17 protein-coding genes are annotated in these 19,765 nt (G+C 63.2%); all 17 read right to left on the bottom strand.

What is annotated here, in order from left to right:
• Positions 1 to 11: 11 nt before the first annotated feature.
• The 17 genes from NA29_RS04455 to NA29_RS04375 all read right to left on the bottom strand — a co-directional run bounded on the left by NA29_RS04455 (position 12) and on the right by NA29_RS04375 (position 19,698).
• The gene (locus NA29_RS04455) at positions 12 to 2,396 is read right to left on the bottom strand and encodes a 3-hydroxyacyl-CoA dehydrogenase/enoyl-CoA hydratase family protein (protein ID WP_052253190.1); all 2,385 of its coding nucleotides are present in this window, start codon (positions 2,394 to 2,396) and stop codon (positions 12 to 14) included.
• Between the two features lie 77 nt (positions 2,397 to 2,473).
• On the bottom strand, positions 2,474 to 4,261 hold the full coding sequence (locus tag NA29_RS04450; RefSeq protein ID WP_039396116.1) for an acyl-CoA dehydrogenase C-terminal domain-containing protein: 1,788 nt from the start codon (positions 4,259 to 4,261) through the stop codon (positions 2,474 to 2,476).
• 48 nt (positions 4,262 to 4,309) lie between these two features.
• Complete coding sequence (locus NA29_RS04445) at positions 4,310 to 4,903, bottom strand: TetR/AcrR family transcriptional regulator (RefSeq protein ID WP_039396113.1); 594 nt, start codon at positions 4,901 to 4,903, stop codon at positions 4,310 to 4,312.
• Positions 4,904 to 5,120: 217 nt separating this feature from the next.
• Positions 5,121 to 6,284, bottom strand: a complete 1,164-nt coding sequence (gene clsB / locus NA29_RS04440; RefSeq protein ID WP_039396110.1) for a cardiolipin synthase ClsB — start codon at positions 6,282 to 6,284, stop codon at positions 5,121 to 5,123.
• 46 nt (positions 6,285 to 6,330) lie between these two features.
• Positions 6,331 to 6,795, bottom strand: coding sequence for a dihydroneopterin triphosphate diphosphatase (gene nudB, locus NA29_RS04435; protein WP_039396107.1), 465 nt, complete (start codon positions 6,793 to 6,795; stop codon positions 6,331 to 6,333).
• A gap of 191 nt (positions 6,796 to 6,986) precedes the next feature.
• On the bottom strand, positions 6,987 to 8,789 hold the full coding sequence (gene aspS / locus NA29_RS04430; RefSeq protein ID WP_039396103.1) for an aspartate--tRNA ligase: 1,803 nt from the start codon (positions 8,787 to 8,789) through the stop codon (positions 6,987 to 6,989).
• Positions 8,790 to 8,837: 48 nt separating this feature from the next.
• The gene (locus NA29_RS04425; protein ID WP_039396100.1) at positions 8,838 to 9,482 is read right to left on the bottom strand and encodes a DUF502 domain-containing protein; all 645 of its coding nucleotides are present in this window, start codon (positions 9,480 to 9,482) and stop codon (positions 8,838 to 8,840) included.
• 52 nt (positions 9,483 to 9,534) lie between these two features.
• Complete coding sequence (locus NA29_RS04420) at positions 9,535 to 9,885, bottom strand: FmdB family zinc ribbon protein (protein WP_039396097.1); 351 nt, start codon at positions 9,883 to 9,885, stop codon at positions 9,535 to 9,537.
• A gap of 205 nt (positions 9,886 to 10,090) precedes the next feature.
• Positions 10,091 to 11,536, bottom strand: a complete 1,446-nt coding sequence (locus NA29_RS04415; protein WP_039396095.1) for a high affinity choline transporter 1 — start codon at positions 11,534 to 11,536, stop codon at positions 10,091 to 10,093.
• 367 nt (positions 11,537 to 11,903) lie between these two features.
• Positions 11,904 to 12,557: a methyltransferase domain-containing protein gene (locus tag NA29_RS04410; RefSeq protein WP_039396093.1), complete on the bottom strand. Its 654-nt coding sequence runs from the start codon at positions 12,555 to 12,557 to the stop codon at positions 11,904 to 11,906.
• 44 nt (positions 12,558 to 12,601) lie between these two features.
• The gene (ubiB, locus tag NA29_RS04405) at positions 12,602 to 14,161 is read right to left on the bottom strand and encodes a ubiquinone biosynthesis regulatory protein kinase UbiB (protein ID WP_039396091.1); all 1,560 of its coding nucleotides are present in this window, start codon (positions 14,159 to 14,161) and stop codon (positions 12,602 to 12,604) included.
• 3 nt (positions 14,162 to 14,164) lie between these two features.
• Positions 14,165 to 14,788: a ubiquinone biosynthesis accessory factor UbiJ gene (locus tag NA29_RS04400; RefSeq protein WP_039402346.1), complete on the bottom strand. Its 624-nt coding sequence runs from the start codon at positions 14,786 to 14,788 to the stop codon at positions 14,165 to 14,167.
• 176 nt (positions 14,789 to 14,964) lie between these two features.
• Positions 14,965 to 15,939 (bottom strand): Tim44 domain-containing protein, encoded by a 975-nt coding sequence (locus NA29_RS04395; RefSeq protein ID WP_039396088.1) that lies wholly within the window; start codon positions 15,937 to 15,939, stop codon positions 14,965 to 14,967.
• A gap of 227 nt (positions 15,940 to 16,166) precedes the next feature.
• On the bottom strand, positions 16,167 to 16,901 hold the full coding sequence (ubiE, locus tag NA29_RS04390) for a bifunctional demethylmenaquinone methyltransferase/2-methoxy-6-polyprenyl-1,4-benzoquinol methylase UbiE (protein WP_039396086.1): 735 nt from the start codon (positions 16,899 to 16,901) through the stop codon (positions 16,167 to 16,169).
• A gap of 59 nt (positions 16,902 to 16,960) precedes the next feature.
• Positions 16,961 to 17,374 carry a gamma-butyrobetaine hydroxylase family protein gene (locus NA29_RS04385; protein WP_039396083.1) on the bottom strand — a complete coding sequence of 138 codons (414 nt, stop codon included), beginning with the start codon at positions 17,372 to 17,374 and terminating at the stop codon, positions 16,961 to 16,963.
• Between the two features lie 123 nt (positions 17,375 to 17,497).
• Positions 17,498 to 17,935, bottom strand: coding sequence for an HIT family protein (locus NA29_RS04380; protein ID WP_039396080.1), 438 nt, complete (start codon positions 17,933 to 17,935; stop codon positions 17,498 to 17,500).
• A 74-nt stretch (positions 17,936 to 18,009) separates the two neighbouring features.
• Positions 18,010 to 19,698: a Na+/H+ antiporter gene (locus tag NA29_RS04375; protein WP_052252519.1), complete on the bottom strand. Its 1,689-nt coding sequence runs from the start codon at positions 19,696 to 19,698 to the stop codon at positions 18,010 to 18,012.
• Positions 19,699 to 19,765: the final 67 nt, after the last annotated feature.

Here is a 19,765-nt window from a genome sequence, read left to right as displayed (position 1 = left end):
CTCCGGTCGGCTTAGTTGCGCACCGGCTTGCCGGTCTGCAGCATGCCCATGATGCGTTCCTGGGTCTTCGACGTGCCCAGCAGTTCGATGAATGCGCGACGCTCAAGCGCCAGCAGCCATTCTTCGTTCACGAGGCTGCCCGCTTCGACGTCGCCCCCGCACACGGCTTCTGCAATGCGCGAGGCAATCAGGAAGTCGTGTGCCGAGATGAAGTTGCCATCGCGCATGTTCACGAGCGACGCCTTGATCGTCGACACGCCCGAACGGCCTGCCACCGGAATGCCTGCCGGCTTGAGCGGCGGACGGTAACCGGCAACCGACAGCGCGCGCGCTTCGTTGCGAGCGACCGACAGCAGTTCGTGCACGTTGTAGACGATGGTGTCCGACGGCTTGAGATAGCCCATGTCGCGGGCGTCGATCGCAGAGGCCGAGACCTTCGCCATCGCGGCGTTGGTGAACGACTTCGTCACGAATTGCAGATACTGGACGCTACCGGCGGCGGTGGCCGCTTCGGCCGCACGGATCGCCGCTTCCTTCAGGCCGCCGCCGCCCGGCACGAGGCCGACGCCGACTTCCACGAGACCGATGTAGCTCTCGAGCGCCGCCACGCGCTTGGCGCTATGCAGCAGCAGTTCGCAGCCACCGCCCAGCGCGATGCCGGACACGGCCGAGACGACCGGCACCTGCGCATACTTCACGCGCATCATGCCGTCCTGGAACTTCTTGATGAACGGCTCGATACCCTTGGCGCCGCCCATCATGAAGGCGGGCATGGCGGCTTCCAGATCGGCGCCTGCCGAGAACGGACCGCCCGGCGCGCCGAGCTTGAGCGACGTCGGCTGCCACACGACCACGCCGCGATACTGCTGCTCGGCCAGATCGATAGCACGGGTCAGACCGTCGATGACGTCCGGCCCGATCGTGTTCATCTTCGTCTTGAACGAGACGATCAGCACGTCGTCCTGGCCCGGGGTCTCGTCGACCCACAGACGCACGGCATCGGTCTCTTCGATGGTCTTGCCGAACTTACGCGGATCGGCGCTGGCTTCGCCCACGAGCGAGGCCGGGAACACCTGACGCTGATATACCGGCAGCGTGCTGCGCGGCACGAAGGCGTCCTTGGCCGGGTTGTACGAGCCTTGTGCGGTGTGAACGCCACCGGCTTCGGCCACCTTACCGCTCGTCACCCACTTGGGCAGCGGGGCGTTCGACAGGGCCTTGCCCGCATCGATATCTTCCTGCACCCACTGGGCGATGTCCTTCCAGCCCGCCGCCTGCCAGTCTTCGAACGGCCCCGTGGTCCAGCCAAAGCCCCAGCGAATCGCGAAGTCGACTTCACGCGCGTTGTCGGCGATCTGCTCCAGATACACGCCGATGTAATGGAAGACGTCGCGGAACACGGCCCACAGGAACTGCGCTTGCGGGTTAGTCGATTCGCGCAGCAGGCGCAGACGCTCCGCCGGTGCCTTCTTCAAAATGCGCGCGACCATTTCGTCGGCCTTCTTGCCCGACTCGACGTACTCACCCGTTTGCGGGTCGAGCACCTTGATGACCTTGCCTTCCTTCTTGTAGAAGCCCGCCCCCGTCTTCTGACCCAGCGCGCCCTTCTCCACCAGTGCTTTGAGCACGGGCGGCGTGGCGTACGTCGGGGCAAACGGGTCGTCCTTCAGACCGTCCTGCATCGTCTTGATGACGTGCGCCATCGTGTCCAGACCGACGACGTCAGCGGTACGGAAGGTGGCCGACTTGGCGCGACCGAGCTTGCTGCCCGTCAGGTCGTCGACGACATCGAACGGGATGCCGAACTTCTGCGCTTCGGCGAACACCGCCAGAATCGAGAAGACACCGACGCGGTTTGCGATGAAGTTCGGCGTGTCCTTCGCTCGTACGACGCCCTTACCAAGCGTGGACGTGAGGAACGTTTCGAGCTGATCGAGGATTTCCGGCGCGGTCGTTGCGGTCGGGATCAATTCGACCAGATGCATGTAACGCGGCGGGTTGAAGAAGTGCACGCCGCAGAAGCGCGCCTTCAGATCGGCGTCGAAGCCTTCCGAGAGTTCGGTGATCGACAGGCCCGACGTGTTCGACGCGAAAATCGCGTGCTTGGCCAGATGCGGCGAGACCTTCTTGTAAAGGTCGTGCTTCCAGTCCATACGCTCGGCGATCGCTTCGATCACCACGTCGCAGCCAGCGAGCTTTTCGAGATCGTCCTCGTAGTTCGCGGCTTCGATGTATTGCGCGTCGGCCTTATCGGCGAACGGCGCGGGGCTCAGCTTCTTCAGGCTCTCGATGGCGCGCGTGACGACGCCATTCTTCGGGCCTTCCTTGGCCGGCAGATCGAACAGTACGACGGGCACTTTCGCGTTGACGAGGTGCGCGGCAATCTGCGCACCCATCACGCCGGCGCCGAGCACGGCGACCTTGCGTACGACCAGGGTTTTGTTGGTTTGGCTCACGGTGATCTCCTCCGCTCTCAGAACAGGTCGACGTCGATTTCCATCAGCGTCTTCGCGCCGGCACGGGCCATGCGAATTTGCGACGCGGTCTCCGGCAGCAACTTGGCGAAGTAGAAGCGCGCCGTGGCGAGCTTCGATTCGTAGAACTTGTCGCCGCTGCCTTGCTTGTCCAGTGCAATACGCGCCATGCGCGCCCAGAAGTACGCGAAGACCAGATGGCCGACCACGCGCTGGTACGGCACGGACGCCGCACCGACTTCATCCGGATTGGCCATCGCCTTCATGCCGATTTCCATCGTCAGCTTCTGGACCTTGTCACCGATATCCGCGAGCGGATTGATGAACTCCTGCATCTCTTCCTTGGTGCCTTCGGCTTCCACGAAGTCAGACACGAGCTTGCCGAACTTCTTGAGCTTCGCACCCATGTCGCCAAGCACCTTGCGGCCAAGCAGGTCAAGCGCCTGAATCGAGTTGGTGCCTTCGTAAATCATGTTGATACGCGCATCGCGCACGTATTGCTCCATGCCCCACTCGGAGATGAACCCGTGGCCACCGTAAATCTGCATGGCGTGGTTCGTGCACTCGAAAGCGTTGTCCGTCAGGAACGCCTTGATGATCGGCGTGAGCAGCGCGACGAGGTCGGCCGCTTCCTTACGCTCGGCTTCGTCGCCATGCGACAGTTCCTTGTCGATGTGCAGCGCGGTCCAGTACGAGAAAGCGCGACCGCCTTCCACGTAGGCCTTCTGCGTGAGCAGCATGCGACGCACGTCCGGGTGCACGATGATCGGATCGGCGGGCTTGTCCGGTGCCTTCGGGCCGGTGAGCGAACGCATCTGAATGCGTTCCTTGGCGTACACCAGCGAGTTCTGATACGCGACTTCGGTCAGACCCATGCCCTGCATGCCAACGCCCTGACGCGCCGCGTTCATCATCACGAACATGGCGTTCAGGCCCTTGTTCGGTTCGCCGACGAGCCAGCCCTTCGCGCCGTCGAGGTTCATCACGCACGTGGCGTTGCCGTGAATGCCCATCTTGTGTTCGATGGAGCCGCACTTGATGCCGTTGCGTTCACCCGGTGCGCCGTTCGCATCGGGGATGAACTTCGGCACGACGAACAGCGAGATGCCCTTCGTTCCCGGAGGCGCATCCGGCAGACGTGCCAGCACGAGGTGAACGATGTTGGCGGCCATGTCGTGCTCGCCCGCCGAGATAAAGATCTTGGTGCCGGAGATGGCGTACGAACCGTCGCCGTTCGGCTCGGCCTTCGTGCGCAGCATGCCCAGGTCGGTGCCGCAGTGCGGCTCGGTCAGGCACATCGTACCCGTCCATTCGCCCGACACGATCTTCGGCAGATAGGTCGCTTGTTGTTCGGGGGTGCCGTGGGCGTGCAGACACTCGTATGCGCCGTGGGACAGGCCGGGATACATCGTCCACGCCTGGTTGGCCGAGTTGAGCATTTCGTACAGGGCGTTGTTCACGACCTGCGGCAGTCCCTGACCGCCGAATTCCGGATCGCACGCGAGTGACGGCCAGCCGGCTTCGACATATTGCTGATAGGCCGCCTTGAAGCCCGTGGGAGTGGTGACGACGCCGTCGCCTTCATATTTGCAGCCTTCGCGATCGCCCACCTGATTGAGCGGGAAGACGACCTCGCTACAGAACTTGCCGGCTTCTTCGAGCACCTGATTGATGGTGTCGGCATCGATGTCCGCGTGCTTCGGCATCGCCTTCAATTCGTTTTCCACGCCCAGCAGTTCGTGCATGACGAATTGCATGTCGCGCAGCGGCGCGTTGTACTGTCCCATGACCTACTCCTCCGAACAAATCGAATCGAATCGCGGACGGCTCGCGCCTCACCCGCGCTGATAAGACGAAATCAGTTTTTCCAGTGCCACCCGGGTCATCTCGACGGCGCCGGGGTCCCGAAGGAAGCGCGCGTCGTGATGCAGGCCGAGTGTCAGGCTGTACATTTCAAAGAGCATCAGGCGCGGATCGGTGTCCGGGCGCAGATGTCCCTCCTCCTTCGCTTGCGTAATCGCGCGCAGCAGGGCAGATCGCCACAACTGCACACTCTTCACCAAGGCTTCGCGCACCGGACTGGCCGCACGATCGTCATACTCGACAGCGCCGCTGATATAGATGCAGCCCGTCGTCACTTCGCGAATCCGCTTGTCCATCCAGCGATCCACCAGCGCTCTGAGTCGCGGCAGGCCGCGCGGCGCTTCCATGCTGGGAGAGAACACTTCTTCATCGAAGCGCCGGTGGTATTCCATCAGCACTTCGATCTGCAAATCCTCACGCGACCCGAAGTGCGCGAAGACGCCGCTCTTGCTCATTTGCATACGATCGGCCAGCAAGCCGATCGTCAGCCCCTCAAGCCCATCCCGCCCCGCCAGTTCAAGCGCGGCATTCAGGATCGCGGCACGTGTCTGTTCACCCTTTCGCATATGTTTTGCATCGCTTTGGTTATCCGTTCTTCGATGCTAACCAAAAAATCGAACGGCCGTCCTATTATTGGGAAACGTCCATGGGGTAACAAGGAATTTATTAGACCGGAATACCTAATCGGTATTGGGGCTGGACCCCGGCCCGGCGGGCGCGGGCAGGCAGTCGGAGAGGGGTGGACGCCGCTCAGTCGTCGCTCAGTCGTCGCTCAGTCGCCGCTCAGTCGTACTTGCCGCGGGTGAGCAGTTTCATCGCCAGGCGATAGAGCCGGTAGGCCATCCACTGACGAAAGCGCCGCCAGCGCGAGCGTTCGCCGTAGCGCTCCGGGTCGATCAGACGTGCGTCCCCGAACGCGCGACGAATATGGTCGCGCAGTTCGATGACAACGGGATCGTCGAGCACCACGACATTGGCTTCGTGATTCAGAAACAGAGACAACGCATCGAGATTCGACGAGCCGACCGTCGCCCAGACATCGTCCACCACCGCCACCTTGCCGTGCAACTGACGCATGTCGTACTCACCGATGCGCACCCCGGCGTCGAGCAGCTTGGCGTACAGCCACGGCACCGCCGTGTCGAGCAATCGGAATTCCTTGCGGCCAATGAGCAGATGCACAGACACGCCGCGTCTGGCGGCCTGCGTGAGAGCGCGTCGCAGACGACGTCCAGGGACGAAGTAAGGATTGGCAAGCCAGACCTCGTGACGCGCCCGTCCCAGCGCCATCAGATACGCCTTCTCGACCGCGCGACGATTGTGGAGGTTGTCCCGCGCGACGAAGGCCGCCTGCCCGGTATAGGGCGCGTGCAAGCGCCCGCGCAAGCCCCGGCGACGGTGGCGAAACGGCGTACCGAGATACCCCGGCGCCAGACGCTGCCATTGCAGATGAAACGCCGCCACGATCTCAGCGACGATAGGTCCGCGGCACTGCACCGCAAAGTCCCAGCGCGGGTCGTCCATGCGCGTGCCGCCACCACCGCCACCGTTGTAGTCGTCGATGATGTTGATGCCGCCCACGAACGCCACCGTGTGATCGACGACAGCGATCTTGCGATGCGTGCGCGAAAAGCCGAACTTGCCGAAGAGTCGAGCGTTGTAAATGCGGTGCGCCACCCCGTTCTCACGCCAGTCGTCGAAGAACGGCAGGCGTCGGCTGGTGCCGATGCCGTCCGTGATCACGCGCACTTTGACCCCACGTTGCGCCGCCCGTTGCAGCGCGGCGCTGACGCTCTGCCCGGCGTCGTCCGCTTCGAAGATGTACGTCTCGAGCGCCACGTCATGCTGGGCGCGATCGATGGCGTCGATGAGGGCGGTAAAGTAGTTCGCGCCGAGATAAAGCAGTGCCAGTTCGTTGTCGCGGGAGAACGGCAGATATTTGCTCATCGGCTGGGCGGGGGGACGATGGGCACGCGGGACATAGGGCGGACGATCAGCGCACGCGCAACGGCAACTGCCGGATGGCGTCGCCGTTCGAGGGAGAGAAACAACGCTCGGCGGCTGCTTCCCACGGCAACCAGACATAGTCGACGTGCTCGCGCGGCGAGAGCGTCACGACCGTGTTTTCCGGGACACACAGGCCAAACCAGTGTTCCGTGTTGCGCGTGACGCCCGGCGCGTAGCGGTGCGCCCAGCGTGGGTAGATGTTGTACTGAATCTCGTGATGCCAGTCGGTCAGCGCCGTGTCGGGCACGGGTGTGCCGTTCGCCACGCGAATCCCCGTCTCTTCGAACACTTCGCGCACGGCGGTCTCGACCAGCGGCTCGTCGAGCTGATCCTTGCTACCGGTGACGGACTGCCAGAAATTCCCCGCGTCGGCACGCTCGATGAGCAGGACGTCGAGCGCCGGCGTATAGATGACGACCAGCACGGATTCGGGAATCTTGAAGGGTTTCATGCAGGCAACAGGGTTCAGGCAGCGATGATGCATTGTATAGGGCCTGCGCGACATTGCGGTGCACGGATCCCCAACATCACGCACGCCAGAAAGCAAAAACCCCCTCGCCTCACGGCAAAGGGGGTTTTCCAACCGGCTCGCCATGCCGGGACACAAGTCCCGGCGGTGGCTTGCGGATGCAACGCGTCGGCTTACGCCTTCGGCGCTTCCGGCTGACGCAGGCGGATGTGCAGTTCGCGCAGCTGACGCTCGTCGACCGGCGACGGTGCTTGCGTGAGCAGATCCTGCGCACGTTGCGTCTTCGGGAACGCGATCACGTCGCGGATCGAATCGGCACCGGCCATCATCGTGATGACGCGGTCCAGACCGAACGCGATACCGCCGTGCGGGGGCGCGCCGTATTGCAGGGCGTCGAGCAGGAAGCCGAACTTCGCACGCGCCTCTTCTTCACCCAGCTTGAGCGCACGGAACACCTTGCTCTGCACGTCTTCCTGAAAGATACGGACCGAACCGCCGCCGATTTCCCAGCCGTTGAGCACCATGTCGTAGGCCTTTGCCAGGCACTTGCCCGGGTCGGTCTCGAGGTAATCGATGTGCTCGTCCTTCGGGCTCGTGAACGGGTGGTGGCAAGCGACCCAGCGGGCGTCATCCTCGTCGTACTCGAACATCGGGAAGTCGACCACCCACAGCGGACGCCAGCCGGCTTCGAACAAGCCGTGCGACTTGCCGAATTCCGAATGACCGATCTTCAGACGCAGTGCGCCGATACCGTCGTTGACGACCTTTTCCTTGTCCGCGCCGAAGAAGATGATGTCGCCGTCTTGCGCGCCGGTGCGCTCAAGGATCGAAGCGACTGCGGCGTCGTGCAGGTTCTTCACGATCGGGCTTTGCAGACCGTCGCGGCCCTTCGCGACTTCATTGACCTTGATCCAGGCCAGACCCTTCGCACCGTAGATCTTCACGAAGTCGGTGTACGCATCGATTTCGCTACGCGAGATCTCTGCACCGCCCGGCACGCGCAGGGCGACGACACGGCCGCCTTCGGTCGTGGCCGGCACCGAGAACACCTTGAAGTCCACGTCGCCCATCACGTCGGTCAACTCGGTGAATTCAAGCTTCACACGCAGGTCCGGCTTGTCCGAACCGAAGCGGCGCATCGCTTCCGAGTACTCCATGACCGGCACCTTCGCGTCGAGTTCGACGTCGATGGCTTCCTTGAACACGTGACGAATCATGTTCTCGAACAGATCGCGAATTTCCTGCTCCGAGAGGAACGAGGTTTCGCAGTCGATCTGCGTGAATTCCGGCTGACGGTCAGCGCGCAGGTCTTCGTCGCGGAAGCACTTGGTGATCTGGTAGTAGCGGTCGAAGCCAGCCACCATCAGCAGCTGCTTGAACAGCTGCGGCGACTGCGGCAACGCGAAGAACTGGCCGGCGTTCACACGCGACGGCACGAGGTAGTCGCGCGCGCCTTCCGGGGTGCTCTTCGTGAGCATCGGCGTTTCGATGTCGATGAAGCCTTGCGCGTCGAGATACTTGCGCACTTCCATCGCCACCTTGTAACGCAGGCGCAGGTTGTATTGCATCTGCGGACGGCGCAGATCCAGCACGCGATGCGTGAGGCGCGTGGTTTCCGACAGGTTTTCGTCGTCGAGCTGGAACGGGGGCGTAACCGACGGGTTGAGCACCTGGAGCTCGTGGCACAGCACTTCGATCTTGCCGCTCGTCAGGTTGGCGTTCTCGGTGCCGGCCGGACGGCTGCGCACGAGACCCGTGATCTGCACGCAGAACTCATTGCGCAGGCCTTCTGCGGCCTTGAACATCTCAGCGCGGTCCGGATCGCACACGACCTGCACCAGACCTTCGCGATCGCGCAGGTCGATGAAGATGACCCCGCCGTGATCGCGGCGGCGATTGACCCAGCCACAAAGCTTGACCGTCTGGCCCAGTTGTTGCTCGGTCACCAGACCGCAGTAGGAGGTACGCATGGACATTTTGCTGTTCCGATTTTCAAAAAAATGGCGTCGACAGATCCCGGTGGCTCACAGGAGCGGACCGGGACGTTGTTGGCGCGGGTTGTGGGCGGGCGCCACCACGCCCATCGATACGATGTACTTCAGTGCAGCGTCGACCGTCATGTCGAGTTCGATCACGTCGCTCGCCTTCATCATCAGGAAGAAGCCCGAGGTCGGATTCGGCGTCGTCGGGACATAGACGCTCACATACTCGCCCTGCAAGTGATTCACCACATCGCCGCCCGGCGCGCCGGTCAGGAAAGCGATGGTCCAGGACTCGCCGTGCGGATAACGCACCAGCAACGCCTTGCGAAACGCATTGCCGCTGCTCGAGAGCAGCGTGTCCGAGACCTGCTTGACGCTACCGTACAAGGGTCCAACGATGGGAATGCGCGTCAGAATGGCTTCCCACCAGCCGACCAGCTTCTGGCCAATGAAATTATGCGTCAGAAGGCCGACGACGAACACGAAGGCGAGCGTGACGATCACGCCGAAGCCGGGAATGCGCAGGCCAAGCAGGCGCGACGGCTGCCACTCGTCCGGCAGGAGCAGCAGGGTCTGATCCATCGTGCCGATGATCAGGCCGAGCACCCAAAGCGTGATGGCGAGGGGCACCAGCACCAGCAGGCCGGTGAGGAAAATCGTCTTCAACGCGGGTTTTTTAACGCTCATGGCAGGACTCGCGAATGTGGGCGGCTACTGGGGGTCGTAGGGGTCGTTTGACTCAATGGCAGGCGCAACCGCCGCCGCAGCTCGCTGCCGGGGCGCTTGACGACTCGCCGCCCGCCGAAGCGGACGAAGCAGACGAGGCGGAGGCACCCTCGCCCGACGACGCGGCTGCCGGGGCAGCCGATGCTGCTGCACCCGCTGCCGGCGCGCTCGTGCCGCCGGAACCACCGCGGAAATCGGTCACATACCATCCCGAGCCCTTGAGCTGGAACCCGGCAGCAGTCACCTGCTTGCGAAACGAGTCCTTGCCGCATTCAGGGCACTGGGTGAGCGGGTCATCGCTCATTTTTTGCAGCACATCCTTGGCGAAACCGCATGTTTCGCAACGATAGGCATAGATAGGCATGATTCTTTCCGACGGAAAAAGGCGCGCAAAGCCTTGAATTATAACCGCTTCACAAGGCTTTCGGGATTTGTACGGAGATAAATGGGGGCGTCGTGGGGCAAGATCAAGACCGGGCGTCGCCGCGATCGACGTGGCAAGCCGCGTCGTCAATGGAAAAGGGCGGCAGTTGCCGCCCTTTTCGCTATGCGCTCACCATCAGAGCGCCTCAGATCGTCGAGACCTGCTGCTCCGGCGGCTGACCGCGCTCCGAGGCCGGTTGCAGCAGCGAGCCGACGACCATCCCCGCAATCGACGCCAGCAGACCGGCCAGTTGCGGGGGCACCAGCGCTTCCGGTGCGAGGGCTTCGCAGGCAATCCACACGATCAGCCCGAAGAACACGGCCAGCGTGCCGCCCAGCGAGCTGGAGCGCTTCCAGTACAGACCGAACGCCAGCGGCACGAAGCAGCACACGAGCGTGACCTTGTACGCGCTCTCGACCATCTGGAAGATCGACGCCTTCGAGTTCATGGCGTACACCAGCACCAGTGCCGTGAAGCACAGCACGACGATACGCATCAGGCGCAGCAGATGCTTGTCGTCGATACGGCCCTTGAGCATCGGACGAATGATGTTCTCCGCGAACGTCACCGACGGCGCCAGCAGCGTCGCCGACGCGCAACTCTTGATGGCGGAGAGCAACGCCCCGAAGAACATCACCTGCGCAACGATCGGCACGCTGGTGAGCACCAACTGCGGCAGGATCTGCTGCGGGTCCGTGCCAATGTACTTCTGCACCATCGACGGGGCGATCAGCAGCGCCGAGTAGGCGAGGAAAATCGGAATGAACGTGAAGAAGAAGTACAGCACGCCGCCCGTCACCGAACCGGAGACGGCAATGTTCTCCGACTTGGACGACATCACGCGCTGGAACACGTCCTGCTGCGGGATCGAACCGAACATCATCGTGACGCCGGCCGCTATGAACGCTAAGACATCGGCCGGATTCATCTCCGGCAGGAACACGAACTTGCCCGCTTCGGAGGCGTGCGCGATCACTGCGCTCGCCCCGCCCGGCACCATGCCCGACACGACCACGGCGATGTACACCAGACCCACGACGATGATGATCATCTGGATGAAGTCGGTCACGGCCACCGAAATCATGCCGCCCAACAGCGTGTAAGCGAGCACCGAGATCGCACCGATGATCATGCCCGTCGGCTCCGACATCGCGCCACCGGACACTGTATGGAACACGAGGCCCAGCGCCTTGATCTGTGCGCCGACCCAGCCGAGGTACGAGATGACGATGGCGACCGAGGTCACCACTTCGACCGTACGGTTGTACTTGAGCTTGTAGAAGTCGCCGATCGTCATGAGATTCATGCGATACAGCTTGCGGGCAAAGAACATGCCCACGAGGACCAGGCACATCGACGAGCCGAACGGATCGGCCACCACGCCGCGCAGGCCGTCACCGATGAACGTCGCAGGAATGCCGAGCACCGCTTCCGAGCCGAACCAGGTCGCGAACACGACAGCCACGACCATGCCGTAAGGCAGGCGGCGGCCAGCGACGGTGAAATCCTTGGTATTGCGGACCTTGAGGGCGGCCAACAGCCCGATAGCCACCGAAATGACCCAATACAGAATGACAAACCAGATCAGCATAACGCGGCCCCAGCCAAACCCCAGAGCGACGGTTGCGGCAGGGAAACGTCAAGGGCAGGCGTCATCCGGCCGACAGAAGCCGCCGCGCAAGCCAACGAAACCGAGCCTTGGGCCGCAGCCTTCCGGGCAACAGAAAATCAGGTCGTGCATGACGGGGCTGATGCGATTCAGCGCTTGGGAGCGCCCGTTTTTGCCACCTGGGGAAAAAATTTTGGGCCGATTATAGCGGCGCGCGGGATGCGCGGGTAAAAAAGTCACAAATCCCCGGACGGATCATGGCAAATATCGGGAAATACCGAGTGACTGTCAGGCGGTTAGGCGCAGTTGACGTCAGCGACGTGTTGCGCAAATGCCTCGCCACGAACGATCAGCGACGTCGCCAGACCATCCAGTGCTCGGCCCCGGCAAAGACCGGCACCGAGTCGTCGACAAGACGGTCGACTTCGCAGACGAAGTCCTGCGACAGCAGCGTGTCGAGGGCTTCCGGCGCGATGCCGAACGGTGGTCCCTTCGGCGTTTCCTTGAGAAAGAAGAATCCGGCCAGACGTGCGCCCGACGGCAGCAGTTGCGCCATGCGACGGGCGTAGTCCGCCCTGAGATCGCGCGGCAACGCACAGAGGAATGCGCGTTCATAGATGACGTCGAGCGTGAACGGCGGCGTGTAGGTGAAGAAGTCGGCCTGTTCGACGAGCGACGCACGCGCTCCCAGTTGCGCCTTCGCCGAATCGACAGCCACTGGCGAGAAATCGATGGCCCGCACCGGCCAGCCTTGTGCGTCGAGCCACGCGGCTTCGTACGCTGCACCACAGCCGGGGATCAGCGTGGCACGCGCCGCGCACTCGCCTGCCACGAACGCTCGCAATGCCTGCGGCACACCAGCGGCGTCCCATGGCATGAAGGCGCTGGCGAAACGTTCGTCCCAGAATTCCGCGCGCGACGGGTCGCGATGCGCAAACGAGGGAACCGGCGTCGCCCCGCTCTTCTCCGGGGACTCCCCTTCGCGCGAGGCGTGGAGCACCACCGACTGTCTATGATTCACGACCACGTCCCCTCCCTTCTCAGCGCTTAGCTATACAACCACACGAACGCCGTCAGCACGCCAATGGCGATGCCGCCCACGAGACAGAACGCGCCGGTGAGCAGACGGTTGGTGCGGCGTTGCTCCTGAAGCAGTGCGAGCAGCAGCGTGTCGTCCTGCGGGCGTGCATGCGCCGCCAACGCCTGATGGATGAGCCGCGGCAATTGCGGCATCGTCTTGCTCCACTGCGGCACTTCCGCTTTCAACCGCTCCAGCCAGCCGCGCGGGCCGATCTGTTCGGCCATCCAGCGCTCCAGGAACGGCTTGGCCGTCTTCCAGAGATCGAGGTCGGGATCGAGCTGACGTCCCAGCCCTTCGATATTGAGCAGCGTCTTCTGCAGCAACACGAGTTGCGGCTGAATTTCGACGTTGAAGCGGCGCGACGTCTGGAACAGACGCATCAGCACCAGCCCCAGCGAAATCTCTTTGAGTGGACGATCGAAGTACGGCTCGCACACCGCGCGAATCGCACCTTCGAGTTCTTCCACACGCGTGTCCGGCGGCACCCAGCCCGACTCCAGATGCAGCGACGCCACCCGGTGATAGTCGCGACGGAAGAACGCGAGGAAGTTCTGCGCGAGATAGTTCTTGTCGAATTCGGACAGCGCCCCGACGATGCCGCAATCCAGCGCGATGTAGCGTCCGAACGTTGCGGGATCCAGACTCACGAGGATGTTGCCCGGATGCATATCCGCGTGGAAGAAACCGTCGCGCAGGAACTGCGTAAAGAAGATTTCGACGCCTTCGCGCGCCAGCTTCTTCAGATCGACACCCGCCTCGCGCAGCACGTCGATCTGGCTGATCGGCACGCCGTGCATACGCTCCATCACGAGCACGGAACTGGAACTGAATTCCCAATAGATCTCCGGCACCATCAACATGCCGGAATCGATGAAGTTACGACGCAGTTGCGCCGCGTTGGCGGCCTCGCGCATCAGGTCGAGTTCGTCGTGCAGGTACTTGTCGAACTCGGCCACCACCTCACGCGGCTTCAGGCGCTTGCCGTCCGGCCACAGACGCTCCACCCAACCGGCCAGATCGCGCATGAGCGCCAGATCGCTGTCGATCACGCCCAGCATGTTTGGACGCAGCACCTTGACCGCAACCTCCTTGCCTGCGTGCTCGCCATCGCGAATCCGAGCAAAGTGGACCTGCGCAATCGATGCGCTCGCCACCGGCATGCGCTCGAACTCCACGAACACTTCGTCGAGCGGACGTCCCAGCGACTTTTCGATGCTCGCATGTGCAACTTGTGGATCGAACGGCGGCACCTGATCCTGCAAGCGCGCGAGTTCCTGTGCGATGTCCGGCGGCATCAGATCACGACGCGTCGAGAGCACTTGCCCGAACTTCACGAAGATCGGCCCCAGCGATTCGAGCGCCAGACGCAGACGTTCGCCGCGCGGCGCCTTCAGCCCGCTACGCCCGATCGTGAGTACGCGCAGCAGCCCGCGCGTAAAGGGGTGCGGAATGCTCGAGAGCACCAGCTCGTCGAGCCCGTAGCGGTAGCAGACGAAGAAAATCTTGATGAGACGCAGGAGACGCATCGTTCAGCGGCCTCCGGTAGTGCGGGACGCCGCAGCAGGCGGCCCCTTCAGACGTTCTAACTTCTCGAGACGCTTTTCCAGCCGCGCGAGGTCGTCGCGCAGCGTGCCGATGTCGGTGCGCATCGCATCGAGACGCGGACGCGCCACCAGCAGCGGGTTCTCTTCCACGAAGTAGTCGGCCAGCGAGCGCACCAGTGTGCCGCCCGTGCGGCGAGCACCGGCGACAGCCGCGCGGCCGGTCTCCGTCACGCGATGCGCGGCGGCGTCGCCGATGAATTTGCTGAGGTCTTCGGCCACTTCCCAGCGCAGATGCTGCGCCAGATAGGACACCGTATTGGCGAACTCGGCGTCGCCTTCGATCTTGACGTGACGCATCACCGCGGCCTGTCCGCCGCCCGCGAAGTCCGCCAACGCCGCCGGAGGCACCGAGATGCTGACATCGCAGGGAAAGTCCGCCTCAGTGGCGGCCAGATAGCCGTCGTCGCCCACGCGCAGGCGCACGTCGATTGCCGACATGGCCAACCGGGCAGACGCACCGACATGATGGCGCAGACGGTCGCGAGCCCACGGTTCGCGGGCGAGCAAATGGTTCACGGTGGCGGCAAAGGCTTTGGCGGCTAAGGTCATGAGCTTGGCGGCCGGCCGGCGCAGAACACCGGTCGCACCGAAAGACGCCGTCCGCAGACAACCTTCGGACGGCAAAAACAAAAGAGCCCGCGCATTGACGCGCGGGCTCTCATTGTAAGGCAGGTTACGCCAAAAACGTCGCCAGCCTGATTCGGATTAAGCCAGTTGAAGCCAGCTTAGGCGAGCTGCTGAATCCCGGCGAGCACCCAGCCACCGTTGCCGGTCACCGGCTTGGTCAGGTTCCATACCTCGTTGAACGGCTCGGCGGCAGCACCTTCGGCTTCGCGGATCAGGCCCGAGAAGCGAACGCTTGCCATGTATTCGCTGGTCGATTGCTCGATGCCGAGGAGTTCGGCGTCCAGTTGCACGACGTCCGTACGGTTGGTCGACTTACCGCGCTCTTCGAGGTCCATCTTGATTTCCGCGAACATCTGCGGCGTGGTGAACTCGTTGATGTCGGCCTGATCGCCCTTGTCCCAGGCGGCTTGCAGACGGTTGAAGTACACCTTCGCGCTACGCAGGAAGCCTTCCGTGTCGAAACCGGCCGGTACACCGAACGACTCGGCTGCGGCGGCACCGGCTGCGGCACCTGCGGCGACCGGGGCAGCCGTCTGGAAAGCGGTCTGCTGCGGCTGCTGCGAGTTATCCCATTGCTGACGCAGCGAATTGTTCGCCGATGCGTCGTTGCCTGCGCCTGCATAGGCCGGTGTCTGGGACTGCGACTTATTGCCACGGAAGCGGCGGATCAGCCACATGACGGCGAAAGCGATCAACGCAATGATGATGACGTTGGCCATCATGCTGGCGAACGCGCCACCCATGCCGAAGTGCGACAACAGCGCGGCAATACCGAGACCTGCAGCCAGACCGGCGATCGGTCCGAGCCAGCGGTTGGCCGGTTTGGCGGCTGCGGCCGCGCCTGCGGCACCTGCGCCAGCAGCCGCCGGAGCGGCCTGAGTCGGGGCTGCGCCCGGAGCGGCTTGCGCCGGCTGCTGCGGCGTTGCCTGGCGTTGCGTCACGGTGTTGGACTGCTTGCCGATGCTCCGGCCGCCGCCAACGCGCTTGGCGTCAGCGTCCGCGATCGTCATGCCGACCGCCACTACGCCGGCCACAACGCCCAACAACAGCTTGTTTTTCAGGAACTGGAACATCGTTCTGGTCTCTCCGTGGAGTTATAGGTTGCTGTCTATTGACAGACGTCAACCCAAATGGTTCAGACGTTTTTTACGTACTAAAACCAGATAAGGCGACGGGCGATTCTGCCACAGCAAAATTAGCTTGTACTTAGGGGATTGCAAACAAAACGCCCCGGTGCGGCGTTTCTCCGCAATCCGGGGCGCTGCATGTCGTCTGGACGATCAGGTAAGTAAGTGTGTACTCAGAACTTACGTCCGATGTGCAGGGCGACGACACCGGCGGTGAGGTTGTGATACTCCACGCGCTCCAGCCCGACGTCTTCCATCATCGTCTTGAGCGTTTCCTGATCCGGATGCATGCGAATCGACTCGGCCAGATAGCGATAGCTGTCGGCGTCGCCCGCGATGCGCGAGCCCAGCCACGGCAGCACTTTGAACGAATAGGCGTCGTACGCCTTTTCCAGCGGCTGCCAGACCTTCGAGAACTCCAGCACCATGACCTTGCCGCCCGGCTTGATCACGCGGCGCATTTCCGCGAGCGCGGCGTCCTTGTGGGTCATGTTGCGCAGACCGAACGCCACAGTCACCACGTCGAAATAGTTCGACGGGAACGGCAGTTTCTCGGCGTCGCAGAGCAGCGACGGCGTGACGATGCCGTCGTCGAGCAGACGATCGCGGCCCACACGCAGCATCGACTCGTTGATGTCGGTGTGCCAGACTTCGCCGGTCGGGCCCGCCGCACGCGCGAACGCTTTGGACAGATCGCCCGTGCCGCCTGCGATGTCGAGCACCTTGAAACCGGGACGCACGGCGGCGCGTCCGATCGTGAAGGCCTTCCAGATGCGGTGCAGGCCGCCCGACATCAGGTCGTTCATGATGTCGTACTTGCTCGCGACGGAATGGAACACCTCGGCAACCTTGCCAGCTTTTTCCTTCTCGTCGACGGTCGTATAACCGAAGTGGGTCTGATCACCCATTGCACATCTCCAAAATCAGGTAAGCGGGCACACACTCGCGTGTATGCGGCGCCGGGGCCTCAATGGTGGTGACAGCCACCGGCCGCGGGCGACACCATCGGTGTGTCGCGATCGACACCCGCTGCCGCGAGCTTGTCCAGGTATTCCTGCCACAGCGCGCCCTGACGCACGCACAGCTCGTAGAGGTAATCCCACGAGTAGATGCCGGTGTCGTGACCGTCCGAGAAGACGGGACGCACGGCGTAATTGCCGATCGGCTCCAGACCGTTCAGCGTGACGTCACGCTTGCCGGTTTGCAGTGTCTCCTGCCCCGGCCCGTGACCGCGCACTTCCGCCGACGGCGAAAGCACGCGCAGCATTTCGAACGGCAGGCGGTAGGTCTTGCCGTCCTCGTAACCGAGTTCCAGCACCTTTGATGCGCGATGCAGCGTCAGGGAAACGGGAATCGGCGTGTCTTTCTCCAGCCCAGCCATGATCTTGCTCCAGAAAATTCAGTCGCCGCGCACAGAACCTGCGCGAGTGCCGCATTCGGCACATCGGCGGGCAGTATAGCCGCTCAAGCGTGCGCAGTCAGGTCGCCGAATCGGGTCGCTGAATCAGGCCGGCCAGCCCGGCATACGTTCCAATTCTGCCACGATGGCCTCGCGCAACGCTGGCAGCCATGCCGAGCGCTCCGCGATGACCGCGTCCGGCAGTTCGCGCTGCGCCGCGCTCCAGACCGAACCGGGGAAGTGGATGTCGTCGCGATAACGTGGAATCACGTGCCAGTGCACGTGCGGCACCATATTGCCCAGGCTCGCGACGTTGACCTTGTGCGGCGACATCACCGTGCGCTGTGCGGTTTCGACGGCGAACACGGCGCGCATCACATGCTCGCGCGCCGCCTGCGGCAGATCGCTCATCTCCGCGACGTGCTCGCTCCAGATCACGCGTGCGAAGCCGGGATAACCATGCTCGCTCGCCAGCACCACGCGCAACACCGGGTCGCGCCACACCACTTCGCCGCCGTCACCGGCGCAAAACGGACATTCCATGATGACTCTCCCTCCCGTTGGCCTGTCGTGCTGTCGTCCCAAATTCGATGAAAGCAATAAAGGGACGGCACACGTCAGTGCTTCTTTCCTTTGCGACGCTTGCCGGTGGCCGGATCGACCGGCCCCAGCGCGAGTTCGGCGAAGTCGATTTCGCTGAGCAGTTCGCGCAGCGTTTCGTCGTTGATGCGGTGCGTAATGCGCAGACGCGACAGCTCCACGCGCTCCGCCTGCAACGCGGCGGCCCGCAAGCGTCGCTCCACTTCGACCTCACGCACTGCGCGCTCGCGCATCTCGTCGGTCGCGGTCGACGCGTTGAGCGTTCGGCGATACCGGCCCATCACCCGCGCCGCCGCTTCCGCGCACACGGCCGTATCCAGTTCGTCGCCCGATTTGGCGATCATCTTCTGCAACGACTCCACCGCACGGATCGCCGCTTCGGACGCCGCCAGCCGCGCCTCACCCATCTCGCGATTGCGTGGGTCTTCGACAGGCCAGCGCACGCCACGCAGCAGGATCGGCAACCCGAGGCTGCCACCGATGAGCGAGAGCAGAATCACGCCCGCAGCGAGGAAGATGAGCAGATCGCGTCCCGGGAACGGCGCACCTCCCGGCAGCGCCAGAGGCACGGAGAGTGCACCGGCCAGCGTCACTGCGCCGCGCACACCGGAGAGCGCCGTCACGCCGGTAAAGCGCATGCCCGGCTTCATCGTGATCTCACCGCGACGCATGCCGAGGAAATACATCACGCGCCACGCCACCCAGACCCAGCAAAAGCGCAGGACGATGAGCACGGCGGAAATCGCACCGACGTAGAACATCAGCTCGCCGAGATTCGTCAGCGTGCCCCACAGATGCTCGCTCGGACGCAGCGCCGCACGCACAATGTCCGGCAGTTGCAGGCCGAGCAGCACGAACACCGCGCCGTTGAAGACGAATTCGAGCATCGACCACACGCCGTTGCCGAGAATGCGCGTCGCTGTACGGGTATTGAGCAGATCGGTCGAACTCACGGTCATGCCTGCGGCCACGGCCGCCAGAATCCCCGAGAAACCGAAGTGTTCTGCGAGCAGATATGCGGCGAACGGCATCAGCAGCAGAAGCAGCACCACGGTCGCGGGCTCTTCCGTGGAGGCGTCCAGCACACGGCGGTGGAATTGCGTGAACAGCCACGTCACCGCCCAGCCCGCAAGCAGGCCGCCCAGCGCGATGACGAAAAAAGAGAACGTGGCGTTGCCGATGGAAAAGACGCCTGTGGTCGCGGCCACCAGCGCGAACTTGAACGCGACGAGGCCCGACGCGTCGTTCATCATCGCCTCGCCTTCGAGCACATGCATGAGCCGCGTGGGCATGCGCATACGCCCGGTGAGCGCGGAGACGGCGACGGCGTCGGTCGGCGAGAGCACGCCACCGAGCGCGAACGCGACCGCCAGCGGAATCGACGGGATCATCCAGTGGATGAAGTAGCCCACGCCGAGCACCGTGAAGATCACGAGGCCGAGCGCCATGGCGACGATCGGCACGCGCAAGTGCCAGAACTCGCGCTTGGGCATGCGCCAGCCGTCGGCAAACAGCAGCGGCGGGATGAACAGCAGGAAGAAGATCTCGGGATCGAGATCGATGTGCAGACCCGCGCCCGGATAGGCGAGCGCGGCGCCCACGGCAATCTGCACGAGCGGGACAGGCAGGAATCTGACGAAGCTGACCAGCACGCCGGTCAGCGCCACTACGAACAGCAGGATCAGTGCTGTGTAGACTACCTCCATGCCACCTCCGTGGTCCGTCGGTCAGTCATCGGCCGCGTCCCCCAGAGGCGCACGAGGGGTAAGAGGT

It is taken from the genome of Pandoraea sputorum (assembly GCF_000814845.2).
GTDB classification, from domain to species: Bacteria; Pseudomonadota; Gammaproteobacteria; order Burkholderiales; family Burkholderiaceae; genus Pandoraea; species Pandoraea sputorum.
Note: the sequence above shows the minus strand (reverse complement) of the source record. Positions and strands in the feature narration are given on the sequence as shown.